Annotated in this window: 16 protein-coding genes and 1 tRNA gene; 12 read left to right on the forward strand and 5 right to left on the reverse strand. The window is 57.5% G+C overall.

The window, feature by feature from the left end; genetic code table 11:
* Positions 1 to 211: 211 nt before the first annotated feature.
* The 8 genes from DAAHT2_RS06405 to DAAHT2_RS06440 all read left to right on the forward strand — a co-directional run bounded on the left by DAAHT2_RS06405 (position 212) and on the right by DAAHT2_RS06440 (position 7818).
* Positions 212 to 1507, forward strand: coding sequence for a tyrosine-type recombinase/integrase (locus DAAHT2_RS06405; protein WP_013163480.1), 1296 nt, complete (start codon positions 212 to 214; stop codon positions 1505 to 1507).
* Entirely contained in the window at positions 1504 to 2127 is a 624-nt protein-coding gene (locus DAAHT2_RS06410) for a hypothetical protein (protein ID WP_013163481.1), read from the forward strand. Before DAAHT2_RS06405 ends, DAAHT2_RS06410 begins: the two co-directional genes overlap by 4 nt.
* A gap of 115 nt (positions 2128 to 2242) precedes the next feature.
* Positions 2243 to 2473 carry a helix-turn-helix transcriptional regulator gene (locus DAAHT2_RS06415; protein ID WP_013163482.1) on the forward strand — a complete coding sequence of 77 codons (231 nt, stop codon included), beginning with the start codon at positions 2243 to 2245 and terminating at the stop codon, positions 2471 to 2473.
* A gap of 2 nt (positions 2474 to 2475) precedes the next feature.
* Positions 2476 to 4761 carry a phage/plasmid primase, P4 family gene (locus tag DAAHT2_RS13870; RefSeq protein WP_013163483.1) on the forward strand — a complete coding sequence of 762 codons (2286 nt, stop codon included), beginning with the start codon at positions 2476 to 2478 and terminating at the stop codon, positions 4759 to 4761.
* 366 nt (positions 4762 to 5127) lie between these two features.
* Complete coding sequence (locus DAAHT2_RS06425; RefSeq protein WP_013163484.1) at positions 5128 to 5481, forward strand: hypothetical protein; 354 nt, start codon at positions 5128 to 5130, stop codon at positions 5479 to 5481.
* The gene (locus DAAHT2_RS06430; protein WP_013163485.1) at positions 5478 to 6875 is read left to right on the forward strand and encodes a terminase large subunit domain-containing protein; all 1398 of its coding nucleotides are present in this window, start codon (positions 5478 to 5480) and stop codon (positions 6873 to 6875) included. The genes DAAHT2_RS06425 and DAAHT2_RS06430 overlap by 4 nt, the downstream gene beginning before the upstream one ends.
* Positions 6876 to 6889: 14 nt before the next feature.
* The gene (locus DAAHT2_RS06435; RefSeq protein WP_013163486.1) at positions 6890 to 7243 is read left to right on the forward strand and encodes a hypothetical protein; all 354 of its coding nucleotides are present in this window, start codon (positions 6890 to 6892) and stop codon (positions 7241 to 7243) included.
* An 8-nt stretch (positions 7244 to 7251) separates the two neighbouring features.
* Positions 7252 to 7818, forward strand: a complete 567-nt coding sequence (locus DAAHT2_RS06440; protein ID WP_013163487.1) for a hypothetical protein — start codon at positions 7252 to 7254, stop codon at positions 7816 to 7818.
* Positions 7819 to 8163: 345 nt separating this feature from the next.
* Here the strand turns inward: DAAHT2_RS06440 and DAAHT2_RS06445 are convergent.
* The 3 genes from DAAHT2_RS06445 to DAAHT2_RS15060 form a co-directional block, all read right to left on the reverse strand.
* Positions 8164 to 8250: transfer RNA gene (locus DAAHT2_RS06445), tRNA-Leu, on the reverse strand.
* Between the two features lie 291 nt (positions 8251 to 8541).
* Positions 8542 to 9144, reverse strand: a complete 603-nt coding sequence (gene amrA / locus DAAHT2_RS06450) for an AmmeMemoRadiSam system protein A (protein WP_013163488.1) — start codon at positions 9142 to 9144, stop codon at positions 8542 to 8544.
* A 100-nt stretch (positions 9145 to 9244) separates the two neighbouring features.
* A complete protein-coding gene (locus DAAHT2_RS15060) occupies positions 9245 to 9583 on the reverse strand; it encodes an IscA/HesB family protein (protein WP_013163489.1) in 339 nt (112 codons plus the stop codon).
* A 254-nt stretch (positions 9584 to 9837) separates the two neighbouring features.
* Here DAAHT2_RS15060 and DAAHT2_RS06465 point away from each other — a divergent pair, with 254 nt between their 5' ends.
* From DAAHT2_RS06465 to DAAHT2_RS06480, 4 genes are all read left to right on the forward strand, one after another.
* Positions 9838 to 10935: a 6-phosphofructokinase gene (locus DAAHT2_RS06465; RefSeq protein ID WP_013163490.1), complete on the forward strand. Its 1098-nt coding sequence runs from the start codon at positions 9838 to 9840 to the stop codon at positions 10933 to 10935.
* A gap of 3 nt (positions 10936 to 10938) precedes the next feature.
* Positions 10939 to 12567 carry a PAS domain S-box protein gene (locus tag DAAHT2_RS06470; protein WP_041718864.1) on the forward strand — a complete coding sequence of 543 codons (1629 nt, stop codon included), beginning with the start codon at positions 10939 to 10941 and terminating at the stop codon, positions 12565 to 12567.
* A 68-nt stretch (positions 12568 to 12635) separates the two neighbouring features.
* Complete coding sequence (locus DAAHT2_RS06475; protein WP_013162619.1) at positions 12636 to 13886, forward strand: IS256 family transposase; 1251 nt, start codon at positions 12636 to 12638, stop codon at positions 13884 to 13886.
* 18 nt (positions 13887 to 13904) lie between these two features.
* Positions 13905 to 15494: a putative bifunctional diguanylate cyclase/phosphodiesterase gene (locus DAAHT2_RS06480; protein ID WP_280983092.1), complete on the forward strand. Its 1590-nt coding sequence runs from the start codon at positions 13905 to 13907 to the stop codon at positions 15492 to 15494.
* 25 nt (positions 15495 to 15519) lie between these two features.
* Here the strand turns inward: DAAHT2_RS06480 and DAAHT2_RS06485 are convergent, their stop codons facing one another.
* Positions 15520 to 15810 carry an HNH endonuclease gene (locus tag DAAHT2_RS06485; protein WP_013163491.1) on the reverse strand — a complete coding sequence of 97 codons (291 nt, stop codon included), beginning with the start codon at positions 15808 to 15810 and terminating at the stop codon, positions 15520 to 15522.
* Positions 15810 to 17174, reverse strand: coding sequence for a bifunctional folylpolyglutamate synthase/dihydrofolate synthase (locus DAAHT2_RS06490; protein WP_245526865.1), 1365 nt, complete (start codon positions 17172 to 17174; stop codon positions 15810 to 15812). Before DAAHT2_RS06490 ends, DAAHT2_RS06485 begins: the two co-directional genes overlap by 1 nt.
* Positions 17175 to 17303 lie beyond the last annotated feature (129 nt).

Here is a 17303-nt window from a genome sequence, read left to right on the forward strand (position 1 = left end):
GACTATGGTGCCCGGAGCGAGAATCGAACTCGCACAGCCTTACGGCCGAGGGATTTTAAGTCCATAATTGCCAGTTTTAATAAATTTGATTGATCAAGAAAAAGCTTGCAATTTCAACAAATCCCCTCTATTTTATCCCTAATGTGTTTGAACGGTTTTGAACCAATCTGATGCACCGCTGATGCACCAGGCAAAAACCAGGGGGTAAAAAATGGCTATATCAACCAGAGAGCAAGCGGCAAAAATACGGATCAATAAAACCAATGTCGAAAAACTCACCGCCACCGATGGCCGGGCCATTTTTTGGGATGATTCTATAACAGGTTTCGGTGTGCGGGTGATGCCGTCCGGCACCAAGACCTATTTTTTCCAAGGCAGAGTCGGCCGGGAGTTGATCCGCATCACCATAGGGAAACACCCCGCCGTCACTCCAGAGCAGGCCCGCAAGCTGGCCAAAATCCACGCCGGGAACATTGCCACCGGCAAAGACCCCCGCCCGGAACGCCAGACCGCCGCAAATGCCACCTTTGGCGACCTCATGACCGCATATGCCGATCTGTTGGAAAGCCAAGGAAAGAAGGACGCAAGGCCCGTCCGCCTGCAAATAATCAGGAACATTCAGAAGGCCCACCCCCGCATCTGGAAAAAGCCGGTTTCCACCATTGATCTTGACGACTGCATGGTGATCGTAGGCAAGCTTCGGGATGAGGGCAAACCCCGCCAGGCCGACAAGATCAGGTCATATATCAGAACCGCTTTTTCCGAGGCCATTAACGCCCGTGGTGACGTGAACATGCCCGCGACCATGCGGCGGCTTGACATCAAATACAACCCAGCCCGCGACATGCGGAAAGTGAAGGGATCGAGCGGCGCTAAAGACCGCGCCTTGTCCCTGGCCGAGTTTCAGGCTTACTGGAGGCGCATCAAGGAGCTACAGGAACCGGCCCGATCATTAACCATGCTGCATGTGCTTACCGGCGGACAGCGCCAGCAACAACTGGCCCGTGCCACCCTGAACGATATTGACCGTGACGCCCCTTCCCTTTCCATCCTGGACTATAAAGGCCGCCGATCCAAGCCCCGCTTGCATGTTCTCCCGCTGCTGCCGGAGGCCCTGGAAGCTATCGACGCCATAACCGGTGGCGGTGAGTTTGTTTTTTCCTGCGACGGCGGCTTAACGCCTATCCACAACGCATATCTGAATGATCAGATCAAGAAGGTTCGGGCCGCCATGGAGGCCGCCGGGGAACTGGAAAAAGGCCCGTTTACTGCCGGTTCAATCCGGGCAACCATAGAAACGAGGCTGGCCGCCAAACCTTACCGGGTAGGATCTGACGTCCTGGCCCACCTGCTGTCTCACGGTATGGGCGGCATACAAGCCAGGCACTATCAGCACCATAATTTTTTCGATGAAAAACTAGAGGCCCTGGAAAAACTCCACCGTATGCTTGAAGGGCAGGCGGAGCCGGTGGCCGAGATCATCCCGATGCGGAGGGCGACAGCATGAGGCTAAAAAACCTTTCAAAGGACGCTAGGCGTTATCTAGAAAACCACCCCTTGACCAAGGCCGCCATGGATGCAACAGACCTTTCCTTTGGGCAATTATTGGAACGCCTGAGCGTTCATCCAGGTGATCCGATTTACCCTGAAACATGGGCTGTTTCATGGTTTAACGAAACGGCCGAGAACATCCCACAAATCCTCCCGCAATTCATTCCTAGCTTGCAGCCATTTGCCTTGCTTGTGTGGTTTCACCTGCCCGATTCCTGGGATGGAACTTGCCGCCGCGACACTGTGGGGCAATACCTCTTAAAGGCAGAGTATAGCCTATCATGGAAGGCAAACGTCGCGAGGCAAGCGCCCCTTAATCAGATCAATGCTGCCCGGCGGGAGCTTAAAGACTTCACAAAAGAGCTTGCAAAAAAAGAATGGGCCAAGGACACAGACCGCACCGTCAGGATCAAGGACATGTGCAAAAAGGTTTACCCCGCATTGTGCGAGCATGCCGCCAATAAAAACATTTCCGATCTTGTTCCAGACAAAGAAGAAGGAATAAAGCCGTGGTTACGAGATGTTGCGCCTGACTACGCAAAAAAACAGGGCAGACCACCAAAAAAGAGAAAATAAAATATTGGTGCCGTACGTAAAATATAATTACCGTACGCAAGCCAAATTTTATTCGTAGTTACAATGCTTTAATGTGCCTTCATCAGACCCAATTCCAACTGATGGAGGTAGCAAAATGCAGGACCAACCAAACCACCCCACCACCACGTTGCCGGATTCGGCAACCGTCACCCTGCCGCAACTATGGGATCAAAAACAACTCTGCGCTTACGTTAAAAAGTCCGAAGCCTGGGCTGAAAGGGCGCGGTGGGCAGGAGAGGGGCCGAAGTACATCAAGCTTGGCCGCCATGTCAGGTATCGAGTCTCTGACGTGCTGGAATGGCTTAATCAGTGCGAGGGGGTGTGAAAATGACAACCCCCAATCACCAGAGCGGCAACCGGGGGCAGATAGTGACTGGGCATCACTATACTGCCACAAAGGCGACCAAAAATCAAGATGCTATTACCCGCTTCCGGGCGGCAATGCTGGCCGATGGCCTCAACCCCCCGGCCGAGATCCCCACCGATGGCCGGGAAGTCCGATTCCCTGGCGAGGGAAAGGGTAGGGACAATACCGCCGGATATTGCAAGTTTAACGGCACAACCGGCAAATATGGCGACTTTATCCGCGACCTTCACCGGGTATGGCCTGACAAGAAGGAAGTCTCCGAGGATGACACCCGCCACCAGGAGGCCGCTGATCGTGCCCGCTCAATCTGGAATGAAGCCGACCGGGCCAGGCAGGACCACCCCTATCTATGGAAGAAAGAAGTCGGCCACAAGGATTTGAGGGCCACCCGCGACGGTGAACTGATCATCCCCCTCATTGACAATGCTGGCGAAATTCAAACCCTTCAATTCATCGACGCCAACGGCAACAAGAAATTTTTGTCCGGCGGCAGAAAAAAGGGATGCTTCCACCTGATCGGCAAGCTGAGTGATGACCCCTCGACCGTCATCGTCTGCGAGGGCTACGCCACCGGCATGAGCATCAGGATGGAAACCGGAGCAGGTGTAGCTTGTGCCATGGATGCTGGAAACCTGCTGTCAGTCGCCAAGGCGATCAAAGAGATTTGCCCCGAATCCGAAATCATCCTGGCCGCCGACGATGACCACCAGACCGATGGCAACCCCGGCCTGGCAAGCGCAGCCGAGGCGGCCCGCGCCGTCAACGGCTTGCTGGCGGTGCCTGACTTCGGGGATGACCGGCCCGATGGTGCAACCGACTTTAACGACCTGGCCCGCGCCAAAGGCCACTACGCCGTCCTGCGCTGCATCCAGGCCGCCACCCCGCCACCCACCGGACCGGCCGTCCTGACGTACTCTGACCCCCTGGAAGCGGCCAAGGTGTTTAGCGAGTCGGCCCCGCCTTTGAGATTTTGGCAGGATCAATTTTTCATTTATGATGGTTCGGCCTATCACGATGAATCGGCCAACGACATCAAGGCCGCGCTGTATGACTTCCTGGCCGACGCAAAGGTCGTTGTTGACGGCAAGCTCCAAAAGTACAAAGCCAATCGAAACAGGGTAGGCGAGGTGCTGGACGCCCTGAAAGCGGCTGTAAACCTGGCTGACCGGATTACTGCCCCATCATTTATTGGCAATAGTGGCCGGGATGCTTCCGAGTACATAGCCGCCGGTAACGGTATCTTGCACTTGCCCACCAGAGAGCTATTGCCACCGGACCCGGCTTTCTTCACCCGGAACGCCCTACCCTTCAACTATAACCATGATGCGCCACCGCCTGCGGCCTGGCTTCAATTCCTCAACTCATTGTGGCCCGATGACCCGGAGGCCATCAAGACCTTGCAGGAGATCATGGGCTATCTGCTGACATCAGATACGACCCAGCAGAAAATCTTCGGCATTGTCGGACCCATGCGATCAGGCAAAGGCACGATAGGGCGAATTATCACCGCTCTGCTGGGCCAGGCTAACGTCGCCGGACCTACCCTATCGGCTCTTTCTCAACAGTTTGGCATTGCCAGCTTGATCGGAAAAAAGGCCGCTATCATTTCCGATGCCCGCCTGGGATCAAGGGCAGATCAGGCCGCCATTACCGAGCGGTTGCTGGCGATCAGTGGCGAGGACAATATCTCGGTGCCGCGCAAGTTCCTAAATGACTTTACCGGCAAAATGGACGTTCGGTTTGTCATCCTCACAAACGAGCTACCCCGGCTTGCTGATTCATCTGGCGCACTTGCCAATCGGTTCGTCATGCTCACGATGACCCAGTCATTCCTGGGCCGGGAAAGGCCAGGGCTGACCAAGGATCTACTGGCCGAGCTGCCGTCAATCCTCAACTGGGCGCTTGACGGCCTGGAGCGCCTGACCTCTCGCGGGTATTTCGTCCAGCCTGCAAGCAGTCGGGAGGCCATGCAGGAACTGGCCGACCTGAGTAGTCCTATCGGAGCCTTTGTCCGGGACCGCTGCGAAGTCGGGCAGGGCCTGGCCGTCGAGGTGGGCTTGCTCTATGAAGCCTGGAAGCAATGGTGCAATGACCACGGCCGGGAGCATCCGGGCACCTCACAGAGCTTTGGGCGGGATATACGGGCCGCTGTACCGGGAATATCCACCAAGCAAAAGCGGGCCGGTGGCGATATAATTCGCGTTTACGAGGGTTTAACCCTGTCACGCAGTGTAACGCGTGTCTAAGCACTGTAGGTGCTTCAACAGGTAAAAATTATATAAGTAGTAAACACAATGCACTGTATCGCGTGACATCGCGTGACACCCTGGGACTTTACATCCTGGATGGTTTCGAGGGAATGGTTAATGGCAAATCTGCCCGTTTTTCGGCCCTCTACCCTGGCCCAAGCAAAATAAGTGATAAAAAACATGACATCAGGGATATTTAGTCCCTTATGTGTTGCAACTTTATCACGCTAAAAAAGGAACTTATACGCCGCTTTCTTACTCCGTGCATCATGTGGTTGATCAAAGCAGGGCTACATGGTATATATAGCAGGTATAAACGAGATAGGCAGCAGTTACAGCCAACCATACGAAACGAGGTGACAAATGGCCGTCAAGACCCCACCTAGCAGATATTCAGCCGACTGGCTTGATAAGTTGGATGGACGCTCCAGGGTATACCAAGTACTCAAGCAGCGCCACGACAATATCTTGTCCGACCTGGGCGGCCCTGAAGGCATGAGCTATGCTCAACGGGCTTTGGCTTCGCGGGCTGTCTGGCTGGAATACTGGATAGAGCAGCAAGAGCGCAACCTTGCCAACGGCGGAGACTTCGACAGCGGGCGATATACGCAGGCTTGCAACTCGTTGATGGGCTTGCTCGCCAAGCTGGGATTGAAGCGCCAAGCCAAGGACATAACCCTTGCTGATTACATTAAACAGCGGGAGGCCAGCGCGTGAACATCATTCAGGCGGCCCAAGACCCGGCGCTTTTTGCCCGGTGGTTTAAGCAAGGTGACTGGTCGGCCTGGTTTGCCTTTTTATCAGCCGTTTTTGGCCTGGAGATGAACCAGGAGCAGCGGCGGATATTTGAAACCTGCACAGGTCGCCAGAAAGCGCCAGAAAGCCCTGTCAAGGAAGCCTGGCTAGTGGTGGGCCGTAGGGGCGGCAAGAGCTTCACAACGGCCCTGATAGCCGTTTACCTGGCCGCATTTCACGATTACCGCCAGTTTCTCCAACCCGGCGAGCGGGGAACGGTCTTGATTCTCGCGGCAGACCGGAAGCAGGCAAGGACAATATTCCGCTACGCCCGCGCCATGGTGCTGGAAATCCCAATGCTGGCCGGGTTACTGGAGCGCGAAACAGCGGACGGCCTGGAGCTTAAAAACAGCGTGTCCATTGAGATTGCCACCGCCAGCTACCGGGCCACCCGTGGTTATACAGTGGTGGCCGCCCTGCTGGATGAGATAGCGTTCTGGTTTACAGACGGCGCGAACCCTGACCACGAAATCGTCAACGCCATTCAACCCGGCATGGCGACCATTCCCAACGCCATGATGCTGGTGCTGTCCTCGCCCTATGCCAAGCAGGGCGAGTTATACCGCGCCTACCGCGAGAGTTTCGGGGCAGATGACCCGGAAGTTTTGGTTTGGCAGGCAGACACTAAGACCATGAACCCCAGCGTACCCGACCGCATTATTCAGCGGGCATATGACAGAGACCCGGCAGCGGCGGCGGCAGAGTATGGCGGGCAATTCCGGGATGACTTAGAGCAATTTGTTTCCCGCGAGGTGGTGGACAGCTGCACCCGTGAGGAACCTACCGAACTGCCGCCGATCTCCAGTAATCGGTATTACGGTTTTACGGACCCTTCCGGCGGGAGTGCTGACTCAATGACGCTTGCCATTTCCCACCGTGAGGGCGACCGGGTAGTAATTGACGCGGTACGCGAGGCAAAGCCACCGTTCAACCCCTCGGACGTGGTGAAAGAGTTTGCCGCCTGCCTGAAGGCTTACGGTTTGCGCCGTGTTACTGGTGACCGCTACGGCGGCGAATGGCCCCGCGAGCGTTTCCGGGATGCAGGGATTGAATACGACCTTGCCGACCGTGCCCGCACAGAACTTTATCGCGACATGCTGCCCATGATGAACGCGGCAAATATCGAGATTCCGCCCGTTGTGAAATTAACGGGCCAATTAACAAACCTGCAACGGCGCAAGGGCCGGAGCGGCAAGGACATTATCGACCACCCGCCAGGCGGTCATGACGACCTGGCTAACGCGCTAGCGGGTGCGGCAGTAATGGCAGACGGGGCCGACACATCAAGGCGGCTCCATAACTTAGTAACTTGGTAACCAAGAGGTACAAAATGAAACTTTCAAGAGACAAAACACTTTGGGTAACGGGCCGTGTTGCCGCCAGTTATCCGCAACTGGACCCAGCTACCGTCAACAGCCTGGTTTCTGACACCCTTCACGCTGGCTTGATTTTCGACACCACCCCGGCCAGCCAGAGGGATGACGGCCTGCGGACCGATTCAGCACATGGCCGCCTAGACACAGCCCGGCGAGAAGCCGAAAAGGCAGTAACCGGGGCTTACAAACAGCCCAGCAAGGGATTAACCCGCGAGACTGCCAAGAGCGACGGCAAGGAGGTCAGCAGCTCATCCGAAGCGGCCCGCCAGCGGATGCTGGACGCCACCACCAACGCATGGCAACGATAGGTGACAACATGAAGAACGTGCAAGAGCTGGAAAACAAAATCGAGGCAGCCAACCAAGAACAGGCGACGGCTCAAGAGGCCCTGGACGCTGCCAAGGCGACCTATCAGCAGGCCGTCAAGAGCGGCGACCTGAAGCAGGCAAAAGAGGCGGCCAAGGAGCAGGAAGAACGCCAGCGCGAGCTGGACCTACTGAGCGACCGCCTGGAGGCCCTGGAACAAAGTCGCGTGGAAGCCGAGCAACGCGACCATGGCCCGGCGTATGAGCAAGCCAAAAAGCAGGCACAGGAAGCGTTACAGGTCCAGGTAGCAACCCACCAAGAGTTTGCCGCGCTGGTCGATAAGTTGGGCGAGATGCGGCAACGCCTGGACAAGGTACACCGCGCCACGTTTTCCACAGTGCTTACTGCCTACCGCGCCGCCGATGCCGCACATCATACGCGCCCCCGCTACCGGCCAAGCCAGTTAGCGAGCACGGGTGGACCGCAAAAGCTGCTGTCATTGGCCCGCGAGCTGGCGAACGTATCGAACGACAACGCGCGGCAAATGTTCGCGCTGGAGCAACGCCACAAAGAGTAACCTAATTAAGTGGGCCGCCGGGTTTCCAGGTTTCCGGCACCTGCGGGGAGGTCACGTCGCAAGGCGTGGCCTTTCTTTTTGTTGTGCCAATCTCCCAAACAGTGGGACCAGGCGCAAAGGTTTACCAACGTTAACCCCCTTTCCTGCGATGAGGTGGCGGAACACCACCCCCATAAGGTGAAGCGCCGCCCCCTTTATGCCCTAGAGGACAAAAACCCATCTATGGGTAACGAAACACCCCCACCGCCCCCCTTTTCGCCCAAAAGGGCGTAAACTCATCATGAGGTCGTGATCTGCGACCCCACCACCCGTTATAGGGTAACGTTACCGGAAACGATATTTTAATGGTGCCCGGAGCCGGAGTCGAACCGGCACGGCCTAACGGCCGCGAGATTTTAAGTCTCGTGTGTCTACCAATTCCACCATCCGGGCATTTTGATCAAAAAAATACCTTCACCCTAGGGACTAAACTGCCACGCTGTTCTGATGCACCGCTGATGCACAGGGTATTTTATCTGCCATAACTAATTGTTTTTCCGTGCCACACCTGCCTGAAAAGCAGGATTTTAAGTCCCTTGCGTCTACCAGTTCCGCCATCCGGGCAAGATACAAGATAAATGTTTGGCAGGATAACCGGCAGGTTGCCCGGCCGGATTTGCGGGATGTACCACAGGGCCTGGAAAAAAGCAAGATTAGGGGAGGTGCGGCCGGCTACAGTGAGCCTCACTTTTCGGCAAACGACTGCACCTGATAGGTTTCCACCTTTAGCTGGCCGCTCTGCCAGGCTGTCGCCGGCAAGCCGGCTTTGAGACAGAGCTGGGCAAGAAAATTTTCCGGTTGGGGCAACTGCTTCCATACCTGGGGCAAAAAGGTGGCGGACAAGCCGCCCTGCTCAATCAATACGCCATCCCGGTCGGGACGCAGCCTCGCCACCAGTTCCTCGGAACCCTGGTAGCTTAAAGGCTTCAACGGGGTCAGCACACTGATCTCTATTTGCACCGCTGCTAATTCCTCGACACTCAAGCCGGGGAAACGGGGATCGCCAAAAGCGGCTTTCAGCGCGTTATCCCGCACCCCTTCCACGATGCTGCCCACCGGTTGCAGGCTGCCGATGCACCCCCTTAGCTGCCCGTTGCTTTTCAAGGTCACAAAGACCCCCCGCCGCTCCTGCAGGCGAGGGGAAGCCAAGGTTTGGCTGATCTCACCAGGGGGATCGGCGACGGCCTGCCAAAGTCGTTGAGCAATGGTCTGCCGGGCCAGCCACAACAGGGCCTGACCATCTTCCAAAGTAAGTTTGTCTACCGCCGTAGACGTACCGGGCTCCATGACAAGTCCTCCCCTGCCGCTTAAAGGTGAACCTTCACAACAAAAAGCCCCCGGTGCCGAAGACACCGAGGGCTTTTGCGCTGGTCAGATCCCCGGCTGGTTAACAGCCGCAGGAACCACCGGCAGTGCTGCAGGAACTGCCGCATCCGCCGCCACCCAAGGGGTTGGCTGGGGTGATGGAGAAACCGGAGCGCGCCCCGGCATCGATGAAGTCGATCTTCACCGCACCGCACTGCTGGCTCAGGCCATTGTCGATCAGGTACTTTACACCATCCTGGGTATGGGTGGTGTCGTTTTCTTTTGGCTCATCCAGAGCCAATCCCAGTGAGGGACCGGCTCACCCGCCCTGCATTAGGGCCACGCGTACTGGAGAATCAATACTGTTGTCCTCCAGGTAGGCCTTCAGTTTTTTGCTTGCCAATTCAGTTATTTCCAGCATAAGATGCCTCCTGTAAGAAACCTTTCTTTAAGGTTATTAATAAGGTTGATTAGCTTAACTTCAACCACTTCCAACTTTAGAGAAAACTTAAGCTATTCTCGCCGATAAGTCAAGGGGCTGGATAAACAATTGTCGAAAAAGAGATTGCCCCTTTTTACCACTCCGGGGTATTGACCTTATCAGCAAACCTTACTATAAACCGGCATGTCAGTTTACCCCGCCCAGTGCCGGCGGCCATTCGGGAGATTTCCACCATGAAAAAAATTGTTATTTCCACCGGCGGCGGTGACGCCCCGGGGCTCAACGCGGTGATTTACGCGGTAACCAAGTCGGCATATCAGCGGGGATGGGAGATATACGGCAGTAAGAGCGGCTACCGGGGCCTGCTGGACCCCGATGAACTAATTCGCCTTACCCCTGAAAAGGTGGAAGATATCATGCCACTGGGGGGAACCATCCTGGGCTCCACCAACAAGGGCAACCCCTTTGCCATGCCGGTGGAAAATTTGGCCGGCGAGATCCAGACCCTGGACCTGTCCGACCGGATTATGCGCAACTTCCGGCGGTTGGGTTTTTTCTGCCATATCGCGGTGGGCGGCGACGGCAGTCTGGAAATCGCCCACCGCTTTGCCCAAGAAAAAGGGATGCCGGTGATCGGGGTGCCCAAGACCATCGACAACGACCTGGAGGCAACCCAACGCACCTTCGGCTTTGATACCGCCGTCTCCACCGCCACCGAGGCCTTGGACAAACTCCATTCCACCGCCAAATCCCACGACCGGGTGATGGTGGTGGAGGTGATGGGCCGGGATTCCGGCTGGATTGCCTTGAACGCCGGCATTTCCGGCGGGGCCGACGTTATCCTGATCCCTGAAATCCCCTTTGACATCGAGCTGGTCTGCCAAAAAATCAACGATAACGAACTACGGGACAAACATTACGCCATTGTGGTGGTGGCCGAAGGGGCCAAGGCTCGGGGGATGAAAAAAGCGGTGTGCAAAAAAAACTGTGAGTTGGGCCGGGACGGGGAACTGCTGGGAGGAATAGGGGAATGGGTGGCGGAACATATCCGCAAGCTCACCGGTAAAGACACCCGCTCGCTGACCCTGGGGCACCTGCAGCGGGGGGGCTCTCCCACCACCTTCGATCGCCTGCTGGCCCTGCGTTTCGGCGGGGCGGCGGTGCGCATGGCCGAACTTGAACTTTTTGACCACATGGTGGCCCTGAAAACCCCGGACATGGCGGCAGTACCCCTGGCCGAAGCGGTAAAGGGCCGCAAAAAGGTGGAAGTCAACAGCGACAAACTGCTCACCGCCCGGGAAATCGGCATCTGTTTCGGGGATAACAACTGAGTAATGTCCCAACCTACCGATCTACATTTTAAAGCCTGGCCCTGGCTGCTGGCTTTCATTGCCCTGCAGGCAACCGGGCTCGCGGTGCTGTTCAAATTCACCCATCTGTCACTGACCGACCCCGACCTGCAAAGCCTTTACGGTTGGCTGGCAGTCGCCGCCGTGGTCACCAACCTGATTTTTTGGCTGATCCTGCGCCAGACCAGCATCCTGCGCCGAACCCAATTGGAGTTGCAGAACAGCAAAACCCGGTTGGAGGAATCCCAGCGGATTGCCAAAATCGGCCATTGGGAATGGGATATCGAAAAAGAGCATCTGTTCTGGTCGCCGGAGTTGTACCGGATTTTCGAGCGCCGGCCCGAACAGTTTCAGGCCAGCTACCAGGCCTTCCTGGCCACTATCCATCCCGATGACCGGGAACTGGTCCAGAAGGAGGTCAATAAATCGCTGGAACGCCATCTCCCCTACAGCGTTGATCACCGCATCATGCTGCCCGGCGGAGCGGAAAAGTTCCTGCGTGAAACCGGCGAACTGCTTTTTGACCAGAAGGGCAAGCCGTACAAGATGCTGGGCACGGCCCAAGATATCACCGCGGAGAAAACGGCGGAGCAAGAACTGCACCATCGCATGCAGATGCTGACCTTAACCGCGGAGGTCGGCATGATGCTGACCCGCAACACCCCCCTGGAAACCATCCTCCAGGAATGCTGCAAGGCCATGGTCAGACACCTGGACGCCGCCCTGGCCCGCATCTGGTTGATCCCAGAAATGGACTCCAGCCTGATCCTGACCGCCAGTGCTGGCCTGCACACCCGACTTGACGGAGAGTTTTCCCGGATACCCATCGACCCCCGCACCAAAATCGGCGATATCGCCCTGCACCGCCGGGCCAAAGTTTCCAACCAACTGCTCAATGACCCCCAAATCAGAAACCCCCGCTGGGTTGAACAGCACAAGTTACGGGCGATGGCCGGCCACCCGTTGGTCATCGACGGCAAAGTGGTCGGGGTTATGGCCTTTTTCACCCGCCACCACCTGCCCCAGTCCATTATCGAGCCCCTGGCCACGGTGGCCGACATCGTCGCCCTGGGCCTGGAGCGCAAACAGACGGAAGAGCGGCTGCGGGTGCGAGCCAGGATCATCGAGGAACTCCACGATGCCATCATCACCACCACCCCCGACGGCCTGATCAGCAACTGGAACCGTGGGGCCGAGCGCCTGTTCGGCTACACGGCCGCCGAGGCCCGGCAGCAGCCGTTGCACTTTTTTCTGCCCCCGCATGAACTGGATTTTTTCCAGTCGGAAATCCTGCCCCGGGTAGAGGAAAAGGGCAACCACCAGTTTGAAATTGAAATCCAGACCCAAAACGGCCTCCATCGCCATGCCGACTTTTCCCTTTCACGGCTCAACCGCGACAGTTTTATCGGCGGCGGCCTGATCTGTTACGCCCGGGATATCACCGAGCGCAAGCAAAGCGAAGAAAAAATCAGGCTCTCCCGCCAGCTCCTGGATGAGACCAGCGAGGCGGTGGTGATTACCGACGCCGACGCAAAGATCATCGAGGTCAACCGGGCCTTTGAAAAGGTCACCGGCTACTGGGTTATAGTCAAATCTGGTGTATGGGATAACTGAGGAAAATGGCGTATCATCCAGGTTGATTGATCACCACGACGATCACAGCCAACACAGGAGGATACGCCATGACCAAGTCTACCCCAACCGCTCTTTCACAACAAGGAAACAATGTCGCCGACCCGCTTACCGACCTTTTGCGCGATGGTGCCAGGATGCTGATTGCCCAGGCCGTAGAAGCTGAATTACAGGCCTTCATGGCCCAATACTCCAGCCGCTTGGAAGATGGCCGCAGGACAGTGGTCCGAAACGGCTATCTTCCCGGTCGCACGATCCAGACCGGAATCGGCGATGTCGAGGTCAAAGTTCCCAAGGTGCGAGATCGTAGCGGCCAAGGCCTCAAGTTCAACAGCAGTTTGTTGCCGCCTTATCTGAAGCGGGCGCGCAGTGTCGATGAGTTGCTGCCCTGGCTTTACCTGCGAGGAATTTCCACCGGCGATTACCAGGAGGCCCTGGCCGCACTCCTCGGGGAACAGGCCAAGGGGTTGTCGGCCAACACCATCTCCCGCTTGAAAGCCAAATGGCTGGCCGAGCACACCAAATGGCGGCAACGTGACCTGAACGGAAAACGCTACGTTTACTGGTGGGTGGATGGCATCTACAGCAACGTCCGCATGGATGACAAGCTTTGCCTGCTGGTGATCATTGGAGTTACCGACCAGGGGCACAAGGAACTGATAGCGGTGGAGGATGGCTACCGGGAGTCAAGCGACAGCTGGTATGAACTTCTCGCCGGGCTGCGGGCTCGGGGCCTGACCACAGGCCCCGAGTTGGCGGTTGGCGATGGTTCCTTGGGGTTCTGGAACGCCTTGGGCAGGGTCTATCCGAAGACCCGCCACCAACGCTGCTGGGTTCACAAAACGGCCAACGTGCTGAACAAGATGCCCAAAAAGCTTCAGCTCAAGGCCAAGGCTGATTTGCATGATATCTGGATGGCTGAGACCAAGGAAGATGCCAGCCAGGCTTTTGATCGTATGCTGGCCCGTTTCGAAGACAAATACCCCAAGGCCATGGAGTGCCTGGCCAAGGACCGGGACGAGTTGCTGGCTTTTTACGATTTTCCAGCCGAACACTGGGTGCATATCAGGACCACCAACCCCATCGAGTCGGCCTTTGCCACTGTGCGCCTGCGCAGCAAGAGATCACGGAACTGCGGTTCCAGGGACACCACCCTGACCATGGTCTTTAAGCTGCTGCAAAGCGCTGAAAAAAGATGGAAAAAGATCAAGGGATTTCGCCGGCTGGCTGAGGTCGTCACCGGCATACAATTCAAAAACGGAATCAAGGTGTCAGATCAACCTATGCGGATGGCCGCCTGAGGACTCCGTACACCAGATTTGACAATAACTCCCGGCTACTCCCGGCAGGAGGTGATGGGGCAAAACCCGCGCATCCTCAAGTCCGGCCACCATAGCGATGAGTTTTACCGCCAGATGTGGCAACAGCTGACCACCACCGGTCACTGGGAAGGGGAAATCTGGAGCCGCCGCAAAAACAGTGAAGTTCACCCCAAGTGGCTGTCAATCAGCGCCGTCACCGACCGCCGGGGCCGCACCAGCCATTACGTGGGAATTTCCAGCGATCTGACGGCGATCAAGCAAACCCAGGATCAACTGGAAAACCTGGCCCACTTTGACCAGCTAACCGGCCTGCCCAACCGCCTGCTCTTTCACGAGCGCCTGCAACAGGCCATCACCCGGGCCCGGCGTAGCGATCATCAGGTGGCCCTGCTGATGTTCGACCTGGACCGCTTCAAGGAGGTCAACGATGCTTTAGGCCACAGCGCCGGCGACTTTGTCCTTGGCGAGGTGGCCGAACGCTTGGAGCGGATCAAAGACGAAGCCGACAGTATCTGCCGCCTGGGCGGTGACGAATTCTGCCTACTGATCACCAAGGTGGATAACATCGACGAAGTGGCCCAGGCGGCCCAGCAGGTGCTGGGCCTGTTCACCCAGTCCTTCAAATTGAACGGTCACGAGCTGCACCTGACCCCCAGCATCGGCATCTCACTTTTTCCCGACGACGCCGAGGATGCGGAAACCCTGATAAAAAACGCCGACACCGCCACGTACCACACCAAGAAAAACGGCGGCAACAACTTCCACTTTTTTCAGGCCTCGATGTTTGAAGCGGTGCTCACCCGGATGACCATGAAAAACCGGTTGCGGCAGGCCCTGGAATTCGAGGAATTCGAGCTTTACTATCAGCCCAAGATCGGCGCCGACGGCCTGACCGTCCGGGGGGTTGAAGCCCTGATCCGCTGGGTGCAGCCGGAACGCGGGCCGGTCAGCCCGGCGGATTTTATCCCCCTGGCGGAGGAAACGGGGCTGATCGTACCCATCGGGGAATGGGTGCTGCGCCAGGCCTGCAAGCAAAGCCTGCAATGGCAGAAGGAGGGCCTGCCCCATTTGCGGATTGCGGTCAATCTCTCGGCGGTGCAGTTTCAGCAGCCGCAACTGGCGGCCGATATCGCCGCCATCATCCGAAACAGCGGCCTGAGCCCAGATTTCCTGGAACTGGAGATCACCGAAAGCATTATCATGGAAAACCTGGAAACCGCCACCGCCACCATGCGACAACTGCAGGAGATGGGCATAACCCTGGCCCTGGATGACTTCGGCACCGGATACTCATCGCTGGGATATTTGAAAAATTTCCCTATCAACAGCCTCAAGATCGACCGGACCTTCGTCAATGACATCACCGACCACGAGGATGACCGGGCGGTGATTATAACCATCATCACCCTGGCCCACCTTCTCAAGATGGAGGTGGTGGCGGAAGGGGTGGAAACCGCCGCGCAGGTGGACTTTCTGCGGGAAAAAGGCTGCGATCTTTTCCAAGGTTATTTTTTCAGCCGCCCCTTGCCGGCGGCGGCCATCACCAGGTTTCTGCATGACCATTTCAGCCGGCCGGAAATCCCTTAACCGCCGGCTTTACCGCAGCGGGAGGTTAAAGATAACCCTCCCACTCCTGGGGCAGGCGGCTCTTTTTTTCGTTGTTACAGTTCTTGCAGCACGGCACCAGGTTGTTTTTCCGGCTCAGCCCCCCCCGGACCAGGGGCACCACATGGTCCATGGTCAACTCTGCGGGGGCAAACTTGCCGCCACAGTAATGGCAGATCCCCTGGGCCAACTTCTGCCGCCACCAGCGTGAACGGCGCAACTCCCTGGCCCTGGCCTTTTCCCGGCGGAGACAGGCCTCGTCAATGCCATCCAGGCTGCTGCCATAAAGTTCATCCATTAAGCTTCATCCCTCACCAGTTCTCCTTGCAATAACCGGCGGGCCGCCCCCACCAGATAGAGCGAACCGGCCACCAACACCAGATCGTCGGGGGTGCTGGCCTGCCAGGCCAGTTGCAGTGCCCCGGCGGTATCTTCCGCTTCACGGGCGGCCGTCCGGGTGGCCGGGGGCAGCATTTGGCGCATGGCCGCCGGGGTGGCCGAACGTTCGCTTTCCGGCCGGGTCAGGACCAGTTCATCCGCCAGGGGAGCGATTTGCTGCAAGCCGGCGGCCACATCCTTATCCGCCATACTGGCCCACACCACCACCAGCCGCCGATAGCTAAAGTCTTCCTGCAGGGCGCCGACCAGGGCGCCGATGCCGGCCGGATTATGGGCCCCATCCAGCAGCACCCGCCGCCGCCCGTCGGCACCGGCCGGCCTGATCTCAAGATATTCCAACCGCCCCGGCCAGTTTACCGCCGCAATCCCGGCCCGGATCGACTCCTCGGTCACCGGCCATATCGGGGCCAGCAACTCCAGGGTTGCCAGGGCCAGGCTGAGATTATCCCGTTGGTGCCGGCCCCGCAGCCGGCACTGCAAGCCGCTGATTTCACCATTGAGCCCCCGGTAATGCCAGAGGTTGCCGGCCGCTGCGGCGGCGGAATCGCTGACGCTCTGAGCGCTATCTTGCCGCGCTTGCCTGTCATCGCCGTAGGCCCAGGAAAAGTTGCGCCCCAGCAAGTAACATGGGGCCTTAAGCAGCCGGCAGCGCTGCTCTACCACCTCCCGGGACTCATCGGCGGCCACACCGGTAACCAGAGGCACCCCGGCCTTGATGATCCCGGCCTTTTCCGCCGCCACTTCAGCTAAAGTGTCGCCCAGATAAGCCTGATGATCCAGGGAGACGTTGGTGATCACCCCCACCTCGGGGGTGATCACGTTGGTGGCGTCCAGGCGCCCGCCAAGACCAACCTCCAGGATTGCCACATCCACCCGGCGGGCGGCAAACCAGAGCAGGGCCAAAGCGGTGGTGAACTCAAAATAGGTAATCTGGTCATCCCCCAGCACCTCATGAATGGCCGTGGCATGGCGGGCAAATTCGTCTTTGCCGATAAACTCGTCGTTGATCCGGAAACGTTCCCGTACGCAGCTTAAATGGGGCGAGGTATAAAGGCCCACCCGGTAGCCGGCCCGGGACAGGACGGCCAGCAAAGCCGCCGCCACCGACCCCTTGCCGTTGGTACCGGCCACATGGATGAAACGCAACTGCTGCTGGGGTTTTCCCAGCCGCGCCAGAAAGCGCTCCATGCTGTCAAGCCCCAGCTTGATTTTAAAAAATTGCAGACGATCGAGATAATCCCAGGCCTGCTGATAATCCATCATAATCCTGTTTCCAGTTAAGATTACAAGCAACCGTTCACCAGGGGTACTAACCTACAGGTATAACGGGCCGTAAGCGAACAGCCGTGCCGCAGGTTCGGGTAAGCAGCCAGGCGCAGCGTACCCCCTGTA

It is taken from the genome of Desulfurivibrio alkaliphilus AHT 2, assembly GCF_000092205.1.
GTDB lineage: Bacteria > Desulfobacterota > Desulfobulbia > Desulfobulbales > Desulfurivibrionaceae > Desulfurivibrio > Desulfurivibrio alkaliphilus.